An 18,735-nucleotide genomic window follows, 5' to 3' on the forward strand; every position below is an offset into this window, starting at 1 on the left:
TGGCCGTAGTTATTCCTCTTTCTTTTTGATTATTCGTTAGAACGTAATAATTCAAGAACGATTTCTGTTTTGTCCTGCTCCGTTTGAATAGCTGTTCCTAATATCTTTTCTATTTCTTCTTTAGGCAATTTAAAAGCTTGATTTAGTTGACTTGCAGGAATGACTTGGTGCTCTAAAATCATGTGGTAAACTTTTTGGAAAACTTCTGGCTGTTCGATAGTCAGTTGTTCATCGTAAGGCTCTTTCGTTTTCCATTTATTTTTAGCAATTCTTTTATTTAAATAGAGACGTTGATCATCATTAATTAACGATAATGTGTATGTTTTTTGAATCATTGATTGAAGAGAAACTTTCCAATACTTTTTCAAATCAATATAGTATTCTAACGAAATAGACAAGAGCGAATCAGAAAAAGCCGCTGAAGGAAGGAGAAAATGCGCAGCAAATAGATTTGCTTGATACTCAATAATGTTCTTTAATTCTGTTTGCGAATACTCATGAATACTTTCAACACCGTTGTGTAATAAAATATGTCCTAGTTCATGCGCCACGTTAAAACGACGACGGACAGCAGATTCATGATTATCTGTGAGCATAATAAACGGCCGACCAATCATCCAACGCGAGACCGCATCTAGTGTTGGATTGGACATGTTGGCTTCTGAAATAATCACACCATTTTGTTCAGCCAACTGAATGAGATTAGGGACTGGCGAAATCAAGTCTAAGCCCCAAATTTTCCGTAATTCCTCAGCCTTTTTCACAATTTCTTCTTCTGTGATTTCATAAATACTCTTTTCAATTAATTCTGGTAAACAAACTTTGGGAAAGTTCACATATGTTGCTAATACTTTATACACTTCTTGCACATATTTTAACCGCTCTTTTTGCATATCTCTTACTCTCTTCGTTGCCGCACTTCGGCTTCTAAAAAAAGTTGCGCCTGAATACAATTCAAATGTATCTGCTGAAAAGAAACTACGGGGAAATTGTAAAACAGAAATTAGTTTTAATATGCTATCTGCTTTAGGAATTGTTTTTCCCGATTCGTAATTCGAAATTATTTGCCTAGATAGCTCTGCTTTCTCGGCTAATTCTTTCATTGTTAATCCTCGTGCAATGCGAGCCGAAGTTAATTGCTTTGGATTAAAAATCAACCTCTCGTTCATTTTCTAGCCCTCTCCTTATCAGTTCGTCAGCGGTTGATTGGCATCATAATACTCATTCAAATCTTCTGGTTTGTCAAATAAATTATACTGCTTATTCAATAAGCTCCCACGATTTCTAAATAATGCCTTTTTAGGAACTGAAGCTTCTGATAAAACTTTAGCTGGCGTCAAAATTGCTCCTTTGGTTTCAATCATTAAGTACGTATGACCATTGACATATCGACTACTAGCTTTGTCAGCTATTTCATGCGGGATTGCTGATGAAGTTAACACTTGTTTTAAACCAACATCAACCAATCCATGCCGAACGTGTCCCCAAACTTTTTTCATTTCTGCTCGTTGAAAAATGGATTCTCTTTCTGTTAGCTCATTTAAGTAGCGATATGCTTCTCTTATGCTTAACGATAAAACACCAACCATTCGTGCATCACAATTTCTTTTTAAATGTTCTTTTAAAATACTCATTATTTTCTCTCCTTTTTTCACAATACCCCAACAACATACCATGTTAACATTTTGCCTTTTCTAAAAAAATATGTCAACACAAAAAATGAACTTAGGAAGGTAAGTCATTTCGACTTACCTTCCTAACTCTGAATTTTAAAATAAACGGCGAGACAATCATAGCTTCTTCTGAACTCTTCAGAATAATACTTCAATTGACAGTCCTAGCCCAACCTCATATTTCAAATAACTCTTCTTATAACTTTTGTTTTGCACTGGTCCTCAATACATGTTCCCAACCACTTTTACTCGTAAGCGGGTTGCATTTTCTGGATGATAGGCGAGTGGTGTTTCTTCCACTTCGACTAACTCGATTGTGCCAGGGACTGCACCCGCAAGTTCGGCTTGTTGGACGGCTTTTTCTTGGGCATCGGCTAACGCCGCGTCCCGTTGGATTTTTGAATAGACATAAATTTGTTCGTATTGTCCGCTAATCTGAGCGATGGAGGCGCCGATGGCATTCGCCACTGCTCCGTTTTCGTTGCGAATTAGCGCTTTAACGCCTGTCAATTCTTCGGGGATGATAATACTCCCACCACCAACTAAAACGACCGTCACGTCTGCGGAACTGGTTTTCATGCGATCAATCGCTTCACTGACCAATTCGCCAATTTTTTGGTACACTTTTTCCGCAAACGCTTGGTCTAAATGAGCCACTTTGCTAGGATCACCAACTTGGGCATGGCCTAAGCGAACCGCAATATCAGTGGTCGTTAATTGTGTGCCGCTAAAAACAAGGGCCTCTTGTGTAATACGGTAACCGACACTATCAGGGCCGACTGTCACAGAACCATCTGGTTGTTCACGCACTAGACTGCCGCCGCCAACACCGATTGACACGATATCTGGCATTCTAAAATTGGTCCGTACTCCGCCAACATCAACGGCCAGTGAAGATTCTCTTGGAAAGCCATCCACTAACACGCCAATGTCTGACGTTGTGCCACCAACATCTAAGACAACCGCATCTTTCAAGCCGGCTAAGTAAGAAGCGCCACGAATACTATTGGTTGGTCCACAAGCAATGGTTAATATAGGAAACTGTTTGGCATAAGTTAATGACATTAACGTAGCATCATTTTGACATAAGTACACTTGGGCGTGATGAATTTTTTCTTGTTCTAAGGCTTGTTCAAAGCCTTCGCTGGTCACTTTAATTACTTTGTGCAACGCAGCATTCAAAATTGTCGCATTTTCCCGTTCAATTAAACCGACAGAACCAATCATTGAGGAGCAAGAAACAGGAACATCTACCCCTAACACTTCATTCGCAAGTGCTTGAACAAACAATTCTTGTTCATTTTTTAAAGAAGAAAAAACGCCAATTACTGCAATGGCCTCTACTTCTCCTCGCCAAGAGGCCAAAATCCCGCGCAACTCTTCTTCGTCCAGTGCAGTCAATGGTTGTCCATCATATTCGTAGCCGCCATGCGCTAAAGCATACGTTTCTGAAAGAGTAGCCACTAAATCCTTGGGCCAAGCTGTGTAAGGCAAGACCGAAGCGGTTGCTGGATAGCCCAAACGAAGGACCCCAACTTTTGCTAATTTTTTTCGTTCAACAATGGCATTCGTACATTGGGTCGTACCCAACATTGCATGTGTGACTTTGCTTGGATCCACTGCTGATTCTGCCAAGACTTTATTTAAGGCACTTGCAATCCCTGTTTGAATATCATCGGTTGTTGGAACTTTCACTGAATGAATCAAGTTTAATTGATGATCTAAAATAACAGCATCTGTATTTGTGCCGCCGACATCGATACCGATTTTATACATTTATTTGTCCTCCTTCGCTACTAAGTTTTCTAGTGGTTGATAATCTATTTCGTAGCCGAAATACCGAGGACCCACTGTTTCGATACCTTTTTTCGTTCGCCAAGCGGCATTCGCTTTCAAGCCCATTACTTGGACACGTTTGCCGTATTTCAAGCTTTCTGTTGTCACAGGCGTTAAGGTTTCTAAGTCTACCATACAAATCAAATCAGGTGTCATCGCAATCACCTGACCATCTTTCTCAGCAATTAAATTTTCATTTTGAAAATGGACAACTGCTTCTGAGCCAGCGTCACTGTTTAAGCCACTCAATTTGACACGTCCCAAATTGAAGCCACCTTTTACTTCTCGTTCCACATCCAGAATTTTTCCTTGGAACAATTCAAAGCCATCCGTAACTTCTACTAATGCTTGGCGTTTTTCTTGTTCATCTGCATAGGTACCTCGAATCACTTTGCCAATTTCTTCTGATAATGTCACGATGTTGTGAATACCATAGTCTTTTAATTGTTTGCCTGTCGCGGGATAAATGCTCACTAAGGCACTGGCGCCCATTTCAACCGTTTGGACACGCGCAAGACGTTCTGTCCAAGTATTATCAATCGTTTCCATAATGCCAATATTTCCTTTTTCATCGGTAATTGCCATAGGGGTCGCTGACATCCCATTCAAATGGAACGTTACCATCGGCAATTCTGGGAAGGCCCGCCCCATACCATCGCAATCCACCAAGGGAATGCCTAGCTTCGCTGCAACAACAATTGGAATCATTGAATTGACGCCCCCAGCTTCCATTGGAAAGGTTCCCGCAATCGTTTCTTGGTCTAAATATTTTCCTAACTTCTCAAAGACACGGACGAATTCGTCGCCTTTGGGAAATTTTTCAATTGCGACAGATGGGGCACCCATCATTGCGGCGGGTAGGAAAAAATCCTCCGCGGCAATTTCTTCTGGAGAAACCAGTTTGACAGGTCCGTTTTCTTCGATGGCGGACAAAGCCATCATTTTACCAATGTAGGGATCACCGCCACCTCCTGTCCCTAAAAACGCTGCTCCTGTGGCTATATTCTCAATTGCTTCTGCATCTAAATAACGCATTCTCCGACACTCCTCTTCTTCATTCCATTTCTAATGATTCGGTGTTCGTCTGTTGACGTTTTGCACCGAAATAATAAATAATAAACGATAAAACAATGCCAATTAGCGGTTGGTTAGGCAATTGAGGGGCATTGGGAAAGAAACTCACAATCACTGGAATGCCCCCCACTGCAGCACCAATTAGCCATGAAAAAACACCTAATTTATTCACGCCAGGCGTTGGCTGCCATTTGGTTCGATCGCCTTTGTTAATCAACCAATAGGCAGCAATCATTACACCAGCCACTGGTGGAACCATCGCAGAAAGGACGGACATAATCGGCGTAAAGTAATTTAAAATCCCCACGACTGCTAATAAGGTTCCAATGGCGCCGGCCGCACCGACAGCGACTTTTTCTTTTTCTTTTGGAATATCAAAGACATTGATCAAGGCCAGTCCGCCAGAAAAAGCATTCACGGCATTCGTGGTCCAAGTTGCTAAAATCAGCGCAATAATTCCTAGAACTGGAAACCCGAGATTCATAAAAACTTCCGTGATATCTGCGGTATTCGAAGCAATGGTCAAGACCGCACCTACGCCAATCATCAACAAGCCTGTCGGTAAAATCCCTAAGGTGGCCGCTTTGATCACATCTTTACGAGAAGAAACATATTGAGAGTAATCTCCAGCAATTACCGCACCTAATGCAAAAGAACCGACAGTCATTGAAAGACCCGACATAAAGCTTCCTGCTGTTTGAGGTGTATATTGACTAACAGCCGCCCAACCGTTATTTCTTAACGAAGCCACCAAGCCATAAAGACAAACCAGAACTAACACAGGAACCGCAAAATAATTCAGAATTTTCAATATTTTTATGCCATAAAGAGCCGAAATAAGCATGATAACTCCCCAGATTAAGGAAGAAAGCGACACAGGTAAATCAATGCCGTAAATTTTTAAAAAGTTCGTGAAGGCGCCGCCGCTGACATTGGCTTGCAAACCAAACCAACCTAAGCAAGCAATCGCTAGAATAATAGAAATAATCTTTTGCGAACCTTGAATGCCAAACACTTGAGAAGCGACTTTGACAGAAGGTTCTTGTAAGTCAGAACTTTGAATTCCTTGTAAAATCATTAAAATAACAATAATACCGTAACCAATAAATCCTGTTAACAAAGCTTCCCATAAAGGCATGCCTGCAACTAACGTTCCTCCAATAATTAATCCTGGCACGCTAATCATTGCGCCCGCCCAAACAAATGCTAAGCTAAGCCACGATTGTTGTTGCTCGTTTTTTAATTTCATTCTCATTCCTCCTTAATTATTTTTTCAATTATAACGAAAAATCAGTCATAGGTCTTTTTCAAATTGAAAAAAATATCGAGGAAGTTTTGGCTAAAAATAAAAAAGCAGCCAAATCGGCTACTGCCGATTGTCTGCTTTTTCATTCATTCGTGACCAAGCGATATAAGATCATCGCCAAATAGACTTCATAGGCTTCGGCTGCGTTGGTCATATCATAGCCGAGCGCTTCGTTAATTTTACTGATACGATATTTGACCGTATTTTTATGAACAAATAGGCGTTCGCCGCATTCTTTAAAATCACTACTTGCATCTAGTAAAAACGTCCCTAATGTCATTAACTGCTCTGATTCTTTTAAGAGAGGTTGGATAACTGCTAAGCGTTGTTGGATTGCTTCTTCTCCTGCTTGGAGACACATCATCATTTGTTGAACTGTACGAATTTCCGCGATTGATAACACTTTTCTTTGTGGATAGACGCGCTTTAAAAACGGCGCAACTTGATTAGCGGTTTGGTAGCTGACACGCACTTCAGTCGTGTTACGAACTTTTGGACAAAGGATAATTTCACCTAAATAGTCCTGATAGTCTGTGGCTTGCAAGTATTCTTTACTAATCGTGGCTTCAGGTTGTTTGTGTAAATAATTACCTAAGAGGACAATCAGGTAATTTTCTGTTTGCTGGACAATCGTTGTTTGGTAATAGTAACGTAGGAAATCTTTCAAATCTTGCTGAATAGCGTTGATTTCTTGTCCTTGTTGCCAAATAGGTAAAAGCCACATCGTTTCGACAGAAGAAATATCAATCATTAATTTTTTGGCTAATTGGTACATCTTATCACTTTCGTCGTTAATGATTGCTTGGACTAAGGCATACTCACTGACTTCGTCATAGTTTTTCCCCCATAAATTCAGAGCCATCTGAACGACTTCCACCGCTTGATTCATCTCAAAAGAGGTTAACTGCTCTTCTTCTCGAATGAAGTAAAGCTTCAATGTTTGGCCATCTTTCTGAGGAAGTTTTTGCGAGGTAATGAAGTAGGTCGTTTCTCCCAGTGCTACTTTCTCTTGTGATTGATAAAGTAACTTGGTTAAGGGTAATTTCGTGCTTCGCGGCCAATTGATGGTGCTGATGATTTCATTGGTATATGTGGTTAACGCAATGTTGACTTTTAAAAAATCAGAGAGGATTTTCAAGGTCATTTCCACACTGCGATTTTGTTCAGGCAAAAGGGAAACTTTTTCCAAGAGGTCCGTTGCAAAAGAAGCCATTTTATTTTTATTGACTAACAATTTCATGACTTCATAAATGACTTCGTTATAGCGTAATGTGGGATCATTTTTAGGCATTTGGATTAAAATGAAACCTAAAGAATCCGCTAATTGAATCACTTCCTCTGCAACTTTCGGTACGATAATCCCCACGTAATACAAGATTAGGCCTACCTCGCCTAATTCATGGAGATGTCGAATCGTTTCACATTGCTTCACCACATCATGACGAATGGCACAAAATGAACCAATCAAAATTTCGCCAGCATGGTATTCATTTGTTTTGTGAAGTTTTTCCGAAAACAAAGACATATCAGAGACTTCTAAAAAAGAAAGAGAAGCAACAGATGTGTCCAATTGGTTTTTACCAGAAAGTACCGTTGCTTCTCGCAAAGACGGTAATTTTAATAAATCATTCACGCGGACACTCATAATTACTCCTCCTTTTGGCTGGTTTATTTTTTCTTACGAATCATATCGCCGACTGCAACAGGTTGCGTCACTTCCATTGTTAATAACATCATGGGATTAGGTGCCCGATCAATCGCTTCACCGTCTTCATTATACATCTCTTTAACGGTTTGGTGGAAATGGGTAAACCCGGGACCATAAAATTCAATTTCATCGCCGACACTGAAAAGGTTCCGTTGACGAATCGTTGCGACTTGCGTCTTTTCGTTGTACGCAATCACTTCACCAACAAATTTATATTGTGGAATTTTACGACGTTCGCCGAATAATTGTTCATTTTCACTTGGTGTATTGTAATAAAATCCAGTTGCTAATTCACGTTGTGCTACTTTCCATAATTCATCAATCCACTCTTGTTGGCAGACATAGTTTTCAGGATCTTCCATGTAAGAATCGACGGCTTTTTTATACACATTAGCGACTGTCGAAACATAGTGAATGGATTTCATGCGGCCTTCAATTTTAAAACTATCGACACCATTTTCAATTAATTCTGGAATATGTTCAATCATGGACATATCTACGGCGCTCATTGAAAATTCTTCTTCGACTTCCCCTTCGCTGGTTTTGCTCCGACGTTCTGTCCCAAAAGGCATATCAAATAACTCATATTTCCAACGACAAGATTGAGAGCAACCGCCACGATTGGCATCCCGCATTGACATATGGTTGGATAAAGTACAACGACCTGAATATGAAATACACATTGCTCCATGAATAAAGGCTTCAATTTCAATGTCCGTATTTTCACGAATCGCTGCAACTTCCTCCATTGAAACTTCGCGCGCTAAAACCACACGTTCTAAGCCTTCGTTTTTCCAAAATTCTAATGTTTCATAATTAGTTGCTGAAGCTTGTGTCGATAAATGGATAGGTAAACCTGGTGCTTCTGTCGCACAAATTTCGATTAAAGCTGGATCGGAAACAATCACAGCTGAAATTCCGATGTCTCGCAATTCTCTGAAAAACGCTCCTGCCCCTTCCTGGTTTCCTTCATGAGTGACCATATTGGCAGCGACATAAACTTTCGCATTATGTTCGCGGGCAAAGGCTACGCCTTCCGCCATTTCTTCTGGCGTGAAATTTCCTGCGCGGCTACGCAGACCGTAGGCATTCCCTCCGATATAAACGGCATCGGCACCGTAACGAATTGCGACTTTTAGTTTTTCTAGCGTCCCGGCTGGAGCCAACACCTCGGGACGCTTCAATGTTCGTTCTGTCATTACTTTCATGTTCTTCTTCCCCTTAAATGAATCAATTTATTTTATTGCATCGGCACTTAAATCAAAGAAACCATTGTCTAAGCCACGACCTGTTGGATGTAATTTTTCAATTTCAGCTGTTGCACGAGCTGCTTGATCTTCTGACCAAGTTCCCGCTTCAAGGGCTGCTTTCGCTTCAGCAAATAAGCGAGCAATCGCGACAAAATTTTCACCTGGTGTGTAAAGACCATCGAGCTTCCATGTACGATAGTGATGGTCATACAAGTTTGTTAACTCATTCATCAAGTTCACATCGTTATTGGCAAAAATATGCGTACCATGACTATCTTCATAAATGGAATAGTGTGTTTCTGGTTTTTTGGGTTCAGAAATAAACAGCCCTTCGTCTTTCGTAACCCCTTTGTCGTTCTTTGTGTAATTGTAGTAATTTTGAATTAATGGGCGTTTCGATTGATGAATACACGTCGCCCCATAGACAAGAATTTCAGCTGGAACTGCTAAGTTTTCTTCCATTGCGACCATTTCTTCAAAAGGTACTTCCCGAGCTAGGACAGCTCCGATGGCTCCTCGTTTACTCCAAAAATTGATTTGACGTGAGCTCGTTACTAAGGTTTCGCCATCATAAACGTAAGGAATTTCTAATCCATCTCGTTGCATGATAAACACAATACCTGGATCGCCCAAAGTAATTTTATCGACGTTGATTTCTTTTAAAAATGTCAGATACTCTGGCACCAATTTCATTTTTTCAGGGTGCATAATGCCATTTACTGCGACTAGCACTTGTTTACCCATTTCATGTGCACGTTTCACAATCTCGCGTTGTTCATCTCGTGTAAAAGATACGGGCAAACGCAACCCGAATGTTTCTTCTCCAATATATAATGTATCCACACCTGTTGCGAGTAATTCTACAGCCTGATCAACAGATTCTGCAGTTGCAATCAGTTCAATCATAAATATAGCCTCCTTCTTTATGACCGTTTAATAGTATCATACGTTCACAAACTTTAAAAGAGCCTATCTGTATTAAACGTACATTTTTCACAATGTTTCCGAAAAAATTTTGGTAGAAAAGCGCCAACCGCTTACCTACCAAATGCTCTTTTTTTAATTACTGGTCATCTGTTCTTTGGTCACTCGTTCAAGTGGTATTTTCGTTCATAAAACGTTACTACAACGGTGAATAGCCACGCTGCCGCTAAACCTAACAAGCTACCCAAAACAATCCCTAAAAAGCGGAATTGAATCAACGTTATCACGTACTGCTGACGAACGAGCAATGAAAGCATCAGAGCCATAGGTGTTGTGAAAAATTGCGCCAATCCATAATTACGACGAATAAAATACTCAACGGTCACAAATAAGATCGTAATCACGACAATCGATTCAAAAGTTGTCAAAGCTAAATTAAGCAGAAAAGCGGAAATAACCAAACCAATCGTTGTTCCAAAAATTCGCTGAATATTTCGCTGCTTAATCGCACGTAAATTGTCTCCTTGTAAAATGGATGCACAGGAAACGACTAACCAATACGGATTTTGTAAATGTAAACTTTCACTGATATATACAGCAAAAAATAAAACAAAGCTATAATATATGCTATCTAATGGCGCTTCTGGATGCCGATAAATTCGTTCCCGTAATGATCGCTTAGCTAGCGGGGCACTGATTTCCTTTTCTGTAAAATGTAACACTAGTGCAAACAAAATGGAAAAGCCAATGCCTAATAACATACAGCCACTCATGAATGGAATTTTTGCTAACGGAATGCTCGTACTGGCACCCATCGCTGTGACCATCACACCAAAGAAGGCCCCTGGTTTTGAAATATCGTAAACTTCAAAGAAAAAGCGGCCGCCAAAACCGACCAGCGCAACAACAACAGGAATGAGCCACGCAATATGGGTCGATAACATGCCTAGCAAATTCCCTAAAAAAAGGTAACTACCGACCACAGATAAACGAGTCATTAACTGTTTTAATGGTAACGGCTGATAATATAAAAAAGTAAAAATACCTAACGAGCCAAAGCTTGAAATCAATAATTGATGATTGATATAGCCCAAAAAAAGAATGCTGAACATAACCAAGCCAGCAAACACTAGTCGAAAAGGATTATCCTTTGGACGTTGATAATGTAGTAATTCTCGAAAAAAAGATTGTTCCATTCCATCACCCCTCCTTATTAACGTAGCATAGAAAAATCAATCTGGCAATTCTCAAAAAGAAATCGCCACTGGAAAATAGAAAAGCCTGGCATAAAAACCCTAAATGGTTTTTGTACCAGACTTTGCATCTCATCTATACAGTTTGTAATTCTTTCGCTTCTGTTTTTGGTGCTTTTGGTGCCCGCACATTTAACGTAATTTTGCCTTTGCTAGCACCTAGGGTTACTTTATCCCCTAACTGAATTTGACCGGAAAGAAGGGCTTCACTTAAACGATCTTCCACTTCTTTTTGCAAGGCCCGACGAATCGGACGTGCGCCATATTCTGGATCAAACCCGACTTTACCAATGACTTCAATTGCAGCGGGCGTGATTTTCACTTTGACCTCTTGTTCAGCCATCCGTTTCACGACAGATTGACTCATAATTTTCACGATTTCATGAATTTCCTCTTGTTTCAAGGAATGGAATACAACCGTTTCATCAATTCGGTTTAAGAATTCTGGACGGAAGGCTTTTTTCAATTCTTCCATGATACGTTTTTGCATTAATTCATGATTTTTAGAAATGTCTTTCACATTGAAGCCGACATGTTTTTCTTCACGAATCGCTGTTGCACCTAAGTTGGAGGTCATGATTAAAATCGTGTTACGGAAATCAACTTTTCGCCCTTTGGCATCCGTTAAATGACCATCGTCTAAGACTTGTAATAAAATATTAAAGACATCTGGATGGGCTTTTTCCACTTCATCTAGCAAAATAACGGAATATGGACGTTGACGAATTTTTTCAGTTAGTTGGCCGCCTTCTTCATAGCCGACATAGCCTGGAGGAGAACCGATTAAACGACTAGTACTGTATTTTTCCATAAACTCAGACATGTCCACGCGAATCAAGGCTTCTTCGCTGCCAAACATTGCTTCGGCTAAGGCTTTGGCAAGTTCTGTTTTCCCAACCCCAGTTGGTCCTAAGAACATGAAGGAACCAATCGGTCTTGCTGGGTCTTTCAAGCCACTACGCGCACGACGGATAGCTCGTGAAACAGCTTCAACTGCTTCATTTTGGCCAACGACCCGTTGATGTAAGATGGTCTCTAATTCCATCAATCGTTCGCTTTCTTTCTTCTCTAGCTGTTGCAAGGGCACGCCTGTCCATTGTGAAACAACCCCAGCCACGTCTTCTTCTGTTACTTGTGTACTGTAACCAGACAAACTTTTTTCTTTCACTGTAATTAATTCTTCTAGTTTTTCTAACACTTGTTTCTCTTGTTGGCGAATCCGAGCGGCACTTTCAAATGCTTGGTTTTGAATGGCTTCTTCTTTTTCCGCAATTAATTGAGAAATCTCATTACGTAATTCATTAATTTCTGAAGGTTGATCTGCCTTATCTAAACGAACTTTCGCTGCAGATTCGTCCATTAAATCAATTGCTTTATCTGGTAATTGGCGGTCATTTAAATAGCGAATTGATAATTGAACCGCCGCATGTAGAGCTTCATCTGTAATCTCTACGCCATGATGTTTTTCATAGCGTGAACGCAAGCCTTTTAGAATTTCTTCTGCTTCTTCTGGCGTTGGTTCTGCTACTTGAATACGGGCAAAACGACGTTCCAAAGCGGCATCTTTTTCAATATATTTTTGATATTCATCTAAAGTTGTCGCACCAATTGTTTGCAACTCACCACGTGCTAAAGCAGGTTTTAAAATATTTGAGGCATCAATTGCCCCTTCTGCACCGCCAGCACCGATCAAGGTATGCAATTCGTCGATAAATAAAATAACTTGTCCATCTTGATAAATTTCATCGACAACTTTTTTCAAACGATCTTCGAACTCACCTCGATATTTAGTCCCAGCAACCAAGGCACCCATGTCTAGCATCATTAAACGTTTGCCTTGCATATCTTCAGGAACTTCCCGGTTGACAATTTTCTGGGCTAACCCTTCTGCTATCGCTGTTTTCCCAACACCTGGTTCACCGACTAAGACAGGATTATTTTTGGTACGGCGACTCAAAATTTGAATCAAACGACGAACTTCGGTCCCGCGACCAACTACTGGATCCAAGCTTTGTTCTCGTGCTAACTTGGTTAAATCTCTCGCTAAAGAATCCAATGTTGGCGTCCCTTGTGGCGCATTTTTATTTTGACCATTCCGACGACGTTGTGCGCCATTGGGTTCGGAAACGCCCATTTTTTTCAATAATAATTGACGCATTTTGGATAAGCTTAATCCCAAATTCACTAAAATTCTAGACGCTAAAATTTCTTCGTCTCTTAACAATCCTAATAATAAATGCTCGGTACCAATCTTTTGAGCCCCTAAGCGCTTCGCTTCATCTCCAGCATAGGCAAAAATTTGTTTGGCTCTTGGTGAATAAGGCAAGTATAAGTTGTTATTCCCCATTGGACTTTGGATGGTGCCATAGCCACTTAAATGCTCAATTTCTTCACGGATGTCTTCTGTGTCAGTATTCAATTGTCGTAATGTTTTTCCGGCAATCCCATTTGGTTCTAAAACGAGTGCTAATAATAAATGCTCAGAACCGACGGATTGGTGACGAAAATACTTCGCTTCTTCTTGTGCAATCGCCAGGACGGCTTTCGCACTTTCTGTAAATAGTTCATCCATAGTTATTCCTCCTCATAGCTCAAGCGCTCTAAAAAAGAACGCATTATTTGAGCTCTTAGAAAATCTTCGTGATTCCCCAGACCATTCAATGTGCTTTTACTTAAAGCAGCTAGCATTAAATTGCCTTCCTTTTTCGTAATCACTTCTTCTTCATACAATGTTTGAATAAAAGTTAGCGCATCTTTTTCTGTTAAGGTTGCGCCAATCAATTGATCCATTTGTTTTAGTAATTGATCGTTATCTGAAATTTGTACTTTGACAATGCGAATATAGCCGCCTCCACCACGTTTACTTTCAACTGCGTAGCCTCGTTGGATGGTAAAACGTGTATTAATTACATAGTTAATTTGTGAAGGAACGCAATTAAATAAATTAGCCATTTCCGCCCGACGGATTTCAATTTTATTACTTTCTTCTAAAATCTTTTTTAAATAAGCCTCGATTAAATCTGACGTATTTTGATTACTCATAGTCTTCCATCCTTCTTCTCTCTTGACTAATATTGACCATTATTATATCGAACTTTCCCTATTAAATAAAGAGGAACGCTTTGACTTTAATAAAAAAATGCAAAACAGGAGGAGCAACCTCAGTCAAACTGACTTAAGTTCCCCTCCTAAAATTGAAAATATGTTATTGAATCACAGAGGCTGAGACAAAAGTGTTTAGCTCCAAAAACCAAGTAGGTACTGTTCAACACTCCCAAAGGCTCAAATACATCGAGTAATCGCAGATGTCATCTATTTGCTTTGCAAATAGTGTTTCTCAGCACTTAAGAAGGCTAAACTGCGACGAATGCTCACATGAGAAAGCCAATAAGAAGAAATTTCCGAAAATTGTCATAAAACACAACGAGGAACGAGTTGATGTTGCATGATACAACTACACTCCGTTTCGTTCGCATCAATTTCTACGCATGGAACATGCTAGAATTGAAGGACCCGGTGTTCTTTAATTTTTGAAGACCAAGTCCTTCACCAAGTAGGTACGTTGCTTTCATCTGCTCCTTTTTCGCAGTGAAGCAACGCAATTCTTAGTGATTTATCACTTAGAGATTGATGAGATCGGAGCTCTGCGAAGTAGGTATTGTTCATCACTTTCAAAGAACAAATTGCGACGAGTAACCGCAGGAGTACTTTCTTAGTTTTTCGTGATTCTCAACACTTGGAAGGATTAAGATACGCCGAACAATTGTGTGAGAAAGTCAATTTCGGCTTATTGTTTTCTCGCCAAAGGCTCGTCACAGTTTTATCCTTGAGAATTCCGAAGGAGTTGCTTTTGTTCAGCTGATTATCTTAATGTCTCACAAAAACGATGCTTCGCCGTAGGCTTGATCCAAGGCTTGTTGAATATCTTCGATAATAGATGTTGGCTCCTCCAAACCAACGTACATACGAATGTGCGCTGGCGACAAGCCTCTTTTTTGAACCGCCACCAAGTTATTACCTTTAAATACGGGTAAGGCCAAACTTTCAAAGCCACCCCAACTGACCCCAATTGTGACCAGTGTCAATGCGTTCACAAATGTTTTCAAACGTTCAAAATCGGTATCTTTTAAATCAATCGCAAACAATGAGCCATAACCTGTTAAATATTTTTCTGCTAACGCTTGTTGTTGTTGATTCCCTACAAAAGGATGATATAAGCGACTGATTCGCGGATCCCTTTGCAAAGCCGACAGCACCGTTTGGATGGCTTGAGACTGATGCGCCAACCGAACGGGCATGGTACGAATACCTCGTAACGCTAACCAAGAATTAAAGGGACTATTGACTGCGCCTAATGCTTGATGACCATGTTCAAAAATTTGATCTACAAGCGCTGCTTTGCCAATGACAGCCCCTGCTACAATATCCGAATGGCCACCAATATATTTAGAACAAGAATGAATCACCAGGTCCACATTATGGCATAAAGGATGCTGAAATAACGGGGATGCCCACGTGTTATCAATGACAGTGTATGCGCCGATTTTTTGTGCTAACGCAGTTATTTTTTCTAAATCTAGCAGTTCAAACTTTTGTGAGGACGGACTTTCAAAGTAAATGACTTTGGTGTTTTCCTGAACAAATTGAAAAAGTTCTTCTGTTTCTGCAACGTCTACTCGGGTCAAGGATACGCCAAATTTCTCTATATATTGCACAAACGAAACAGATTCTCCATAAATTGTATTGACCATTAAAACATGATCGCCTTGTTGGAGTAACGTAAACAGCGTTGCTGAAATAGCGCCCATTCCTGAGGCAAAAACTTTACATTTTTCTCCACGTTCCAAACGAGCAATTTTTTTCTCTAAAATTTCTGTTGTGGGGTTGGTGCCACGTGTGTAGACATAATTATTTTTTTCATCTATACTCGCTGCCATAAATTCTTCGTAAGTTGGGAAATAAAAGGAAGAGGTTTGAACCAACTCGGGCACCATGGGATGATACATTTTTTCCATTCCTTTTTCCACTTCACAGCAAATATTTTCATCATTCTCAACATGCATTTCCTTCACTCCTCTTTCTCTACAATGTTTCTGGTACTTCATGGGCTTCTTCTTTTTGATATTGTCGATCTAAGGCTTTTACAAATGGATAATAAATGACGACACTAGCGGCAACAGCTAAAACTTGCGTCACTGCACCTTGCCATTTCCCCACTAAAAAGCCCGAAAACAGAAAGGGCGTAGCCCATGGTGCTTGAATGTTTGTAAACATTGGCATGAACCCAATTTTCATTGACAGAAAGGCAATCAAGACCGATACAATCGGCGCGATCGCAATCGGAATCAATAATAAAGGGTTAAAAATAACTGGGAGTCCAAAAATCAAGGGTTCATTAATGTTGAAAAATGCTGGAACAAACGAAATTTTCGACATGGCTTTCATTCTAGACGAATGTCCGACGATGGCCATTGCAATAGCTAAGCCAATCGTGCAACCAGCGCCTCCAATTGTGGCAAATTGATCGAGCATTTGGACCGTGCCAAAGTTGCCACTTTGAGCAGTTAATTGTCCTAATTCCGCTAAGCTTTGGTTTTTGTCTGCATTCGCATATAAAATAGGATATAGCATGGAATTGATGACAGTTGGATGAATCCCAAACCACCAGAACAGTCCATTTAAGCCAGCCACAATAATAATTGCAAAAGGGGTTCCGATTAAACCTTGCAGTGGCGCTTGAATCACCGCATAAATTAATTGCGGGAAGGAATCCGCAAACGAAAGCCCAATCCCATTAATCAATAAAGCCACCGCTACCACAAAAATCCCAGGAATCAATGCACTAAAAGCTTGGCTCACCATAGAAGGCACGCTGTCAGGCATTTTTATGACTAATTTTTTCTTAATACAGAAACGAGTCAACTCAACCGAAAGAATTGACATAATAATGGCCGTAATCACCCCTTGCGTTCCTAACCAATCAAACGATAAAACTTTCGTCACAACTTCGCCTGATTCAGTGGTCACCGTTTTCGGTAAAACCACTACGTAAGCAACAATGCCTAAAATTAATGAAGTTAAACGATCCATCTCGTAACTTTCCGCCAATTTATAGGACATCGTCCCGGCAAAAATAATTCCCATCATGTTGAAAGTCGCTCGATAAGCTGGTGAAATCATATCCGCCCAACCCGCACCGAAAATTCCAGCCATAAAATCGCCATATCCTGCTACTGGAAAATCTGTAATCAACATAAAAATCGATCCAATAATTGTTAACGGCATAATTGCAAAAAAACCATTTCTTAAGGCTTGAAAATAACGTAAACTTGTAATCCTTGAAACTTTAGGCACTACGGCTTGCTCCACCCAGTTTGTTAACTTATCCATTTCACTTCTCTCCTTAATCCTTTGTGATATCCTCATCATAAAGAAACCGCTTTCTGATGTAAATACAACTAACTGATTCTGTAACTATGTTTCATAATCCATACGCTTAAGGTATACTGAAAGCGAAACAAAGTACCACAGAGAGGTGAACCCATTGAATCTAATCGAATGTTTAGAACAAAAAGAACGCTATACATATAACGAAGGACTAATTATTGATTTTATTTTATCTCATACTGAACGAGTCCTGCATATGTCGATTTATGAACTAGCAGAAGCCACCAACTCTTCGACCTCCACGATTGTTCGTTTGTGTAAAAAAACAGAGACTAGCGGTTTCAAAGAATTTAAAATCCGCTTGTCCCGCGACTTAGAAATTCACTACCAAGCAATCCGGAATGTTGATGCGAATATGCCTTTTTTAGCGCAAGATTCTGATTTACTAATTGCCAAGAAAATTGCGCAGTTAACGACTGAAACCGTTCAATCCACTCAACAGTTATTAACCGATGCCATGTTAAATAAAAGCATTGATTTACTTTTAACTGCTGAAAATATTTTAGCAGTGGGTGTCAGTAACTCCTACATTCGCTTAACGGATTTTCAAACAAAGTTGTTACGCATTCAGCTATTTATCCATTTAATCCCTTATCAAGCTGAACAATTTTATTTAGCCATCAATGCCACCAAAAATGACGTAGCCATCCTCGTCTCTTACAGTGGGAACACTGCAGAAATCGTTAATGAAGCACGGATTTTTGCAGAACGAGGCACCCCGATTATTGCCATTACTTCAGACTTGAACAGCCAATTAGCTAAATACGCCACAGTGATTTTACCCATTCCTAATGTTGAACATGCCGATTTCAAAGTCTCAACCTTTTCCTCTCAACTAGCCATCGAATATATCCTTAATGTCCTTTATTCCTGTATTTTTAGTCGTAATTTCGATAAGAATTACACATCACAAAAAAATACACCTACTTCGATACTTAAATTTTAAACAAAACAAAAAAACAGTACTGACAATCAGTACTGTTTTTCACAATCGGGAAGACAGGATTCGAACCTGCGACCCCTTGGTCCCAAACCAAGTGCTCTACCAAGCTGAGCTACTTCCCGGGCTATAAAGTTAAAGTAATAAAAAAAGACTATCGAATTAAAAAGAAACTCACGTGCACCTTTTTAAAACTTAGTCAATCACTCAACTATGCACCCAAAGGGAGTCGAACCCCTAACCTTTTGATTCGTAGTCAAACACTCTATCCAGTTGAGCTATGGGTGCTAAATATAAAACAATGCCGAGGACCGGAATCGAACC

The 18,735-nt window shown here is 40.0% G+C and carries 13 protein-coding genes, 3 tRNA genes and 1 pseudogene (1 of these 17 only partly in view); 1 reads left to right on the top strand and 16 read right to left on the bottom strand.

The annotated features are described in order from the left end of the window. Nucleotides 1-29: 29 nt before the first annotated feature. The 13 genes and pseudogenes from IGI87_RS13220 to IGI87_RS13280 form a co-directional block, all read right to left on the bottom strand. Complete coding sequence (locus IGI87_RS13220) at nt 30-1,169, bottom strand: helix-turn-helix domain-containing protein (RefSeq protein WP_113794737.1); 1,140 nt, start codon at nt 1,167-1,169, stop codon at nt 30-32. A gap of 30 nt (nt 1,170-1,199) precedes the next feature. Continuing rightward, a pseudogene (locus IGI87_RS13225) lies at nt 1,200-1,676 on the bottom strand (hypothetical protein); the annotation flags it as partial. Nucleotides 1,677-1,895: 219 nt separating this feature from the next. Then, nucleotides 1,896-3,449 carry a hydantoinase/oxoprolinase N-terminal domain-containing protein gene (locus IGI87_RS13230; protein ID WP_438737344.1) on the bottom strand — a complete coding sequence of 518 codons (1,554 nt, stop codon included), beginning with the start codon at nt 3,447-3,449 and terminating at the stop codon, nt 1,896-1,898. Continuing rightward, a complete protein-coding gene (locus tag IGI87_RS13235; RefSeq protein WP_104854116.1) occupies nt 3,450-4,544 on the bottom strand; it encodes a DUF917 domain-containing protein in 1,095 nt (364 codons plus the stop codon). 19 nt (nt 4,545-4,563) lie between these two features. Continuing rightward, entirely contained in the window at nt 4,564-5,838 is a 1,275-nt protein-coding gene (locus IGI87_RS13240; protein WP_164982935.1) for a cytosine permease, read from the bottom strand. A 133-nt stretch (nt 5,839-5,971) separates the two neighbouring features. Then, nucleotides 5,972-7,534, bottom strand: a complete 1,563-nt coding sequence (locus tag IGI87_RS13245; protein ID WP_104854114.1) for a PucR family transcriptional regulator — start codon at nt 7,532-7,534, stop codon at nt 5,972-5,974. Nucleotides 7,535-7,557: 23 nt separating this feature from the next. Further along, complete coding sequence (locus tag IGI87_RS13250) at nt 7,558-8,805, bottom strand: peptidase U32 family protein (protein WP_002368523.1); 1,248 nt, start codon at nt 8,803-8,805, stop codon at nt 7,558-7,560. Nucleotides 8,806-8,832: 27 nt separating this feature from the next. Continuing rightward, the gene (locus tag IGI87_RS13255; RefSeq protein WP_438737346.1) at nt 8,833-9,753 is read right to left on the bottom strand and encodes a peptidase U32 family protein; all 921 of its coding nucleotides are present in this window, start codon (nt 9,751-9,753) and stop codon (nt 8,833-8,835) included. 179 nt (nt 9,754-9,932) lie between these two features. After that, a complete protein-coding gene (locus tag IGI87_RS13260) occupies nt 9,933-10,967 on the bottom strand; it encodes an FUSC family protein (protein WP_438737348.1) in 1,035 nt (344 codons plus the stop codon). A gap of 133 nt (nt 10,968-11,100) precedes the next feature. Continuing rightward, nucleotides 11,101-13,596: an ATP-dependent Clp protease ATP-binding subunit gene (locus tag IGI87_RS13265; protein ID WP_104854112.1), complete on the bottom strand. Its 2,496-nt coding sequence runs from the start codon at nt 13,594-13,596 to the stop codon at nt 11,101-11,103. A 2-nt stretch (nt 13,597-13,598) separates the two neighbouring features. After that, nucleotides 13,599-14,066 carry a CtsR family transcriptional regulator gene (locus IGI87_RS13270; protein ID WP_002354715.1) on the bottom strand — a complete coding sequence of 156 codons (468 nt, stop codon included), beginning with the start codon at nt 14,064-14,066 and terminating at the stop codon, nt 13,599-13,601. 833 nt (nt 14,067-14,899) lie between these two features. Next, on the bottom strand, nt 14,900-16,129 hold the full coding sequence (locus IGI87_RS13275) for an aminotransferase class I/II-fold pyridoxal phosphate-dependent enzyme (RefSeq protein WP_164982936.1): 1,230 nt from the start codon (nt 16,127-16,129) through the stop codon (nt 14,900-14,902). Next, entirely contained in the window at nt 16,107-17,414 is a 1,308-nt protein-coding gene (locus IGI87_RS13280; protein WP_104854110.1) for a PTS sugar transporter subunit IIC, read from the bottom strand. The genes IGI87_RS13275 and IGI87_RS13280 overlap by 23 nt, the downstream gene beginning before the upstream one ends. Nucleotides 17,415-17,559: 145 nt before the next feature. Here IGI87_RS13280 and IGI87_RS13285 point away from each other — a divergent pair, with 145 nt between their 5' ends. Further along, the gene (locus tag IGI87_RS13285) at nt 17,560-18,417 is read left to right on the top strand and encodes a MurR/RpiR family transcriptional regulator (protein ID WP_104854109.1); all 858 of its coding nucleotides are present in this window, start codon (nt 17,560-17,562) and stop codon (nt 18,415-18,417) included. 45 nt (nt 18,418-18,462) lie between these two features. Here IGI87_RS13285 and IGI87_RS13290 read toward each other — a convergent pair. The 3 genes from IGI87_RS13290 to IGI87_RS13300 form a co-directional block, all read right to left on the bottom strand. Next, a tRNA-Pro gene (locus tag IGI87_RS13290) sits at nt 18,463-18,536 on the bottom strand. 89 nt (nt 18,537-18,625) lie between these two features. Then, nucleotides 18,626-18,699: transfer RNA gene (locus IGI87_RS13295), tRNA-Arg, on the bottom strand. Between the two features lie 14 nt (nt 18,700-18,713). Next, a tRNA-Leu gene (locus IGI87_RS13300) sits at nt 18,714-18,735 on the bottom strand; it runs 64 nt beyond the window's last position.

This window comes from Enterococcus sp. DIV1444a (assembly GCF_051712125.1).
GTDB lineage: Bacteria > Bacillota > Bacilli > Lactobacillales > Enterococcaceae > Enterococcus > Enterococcus faecalis.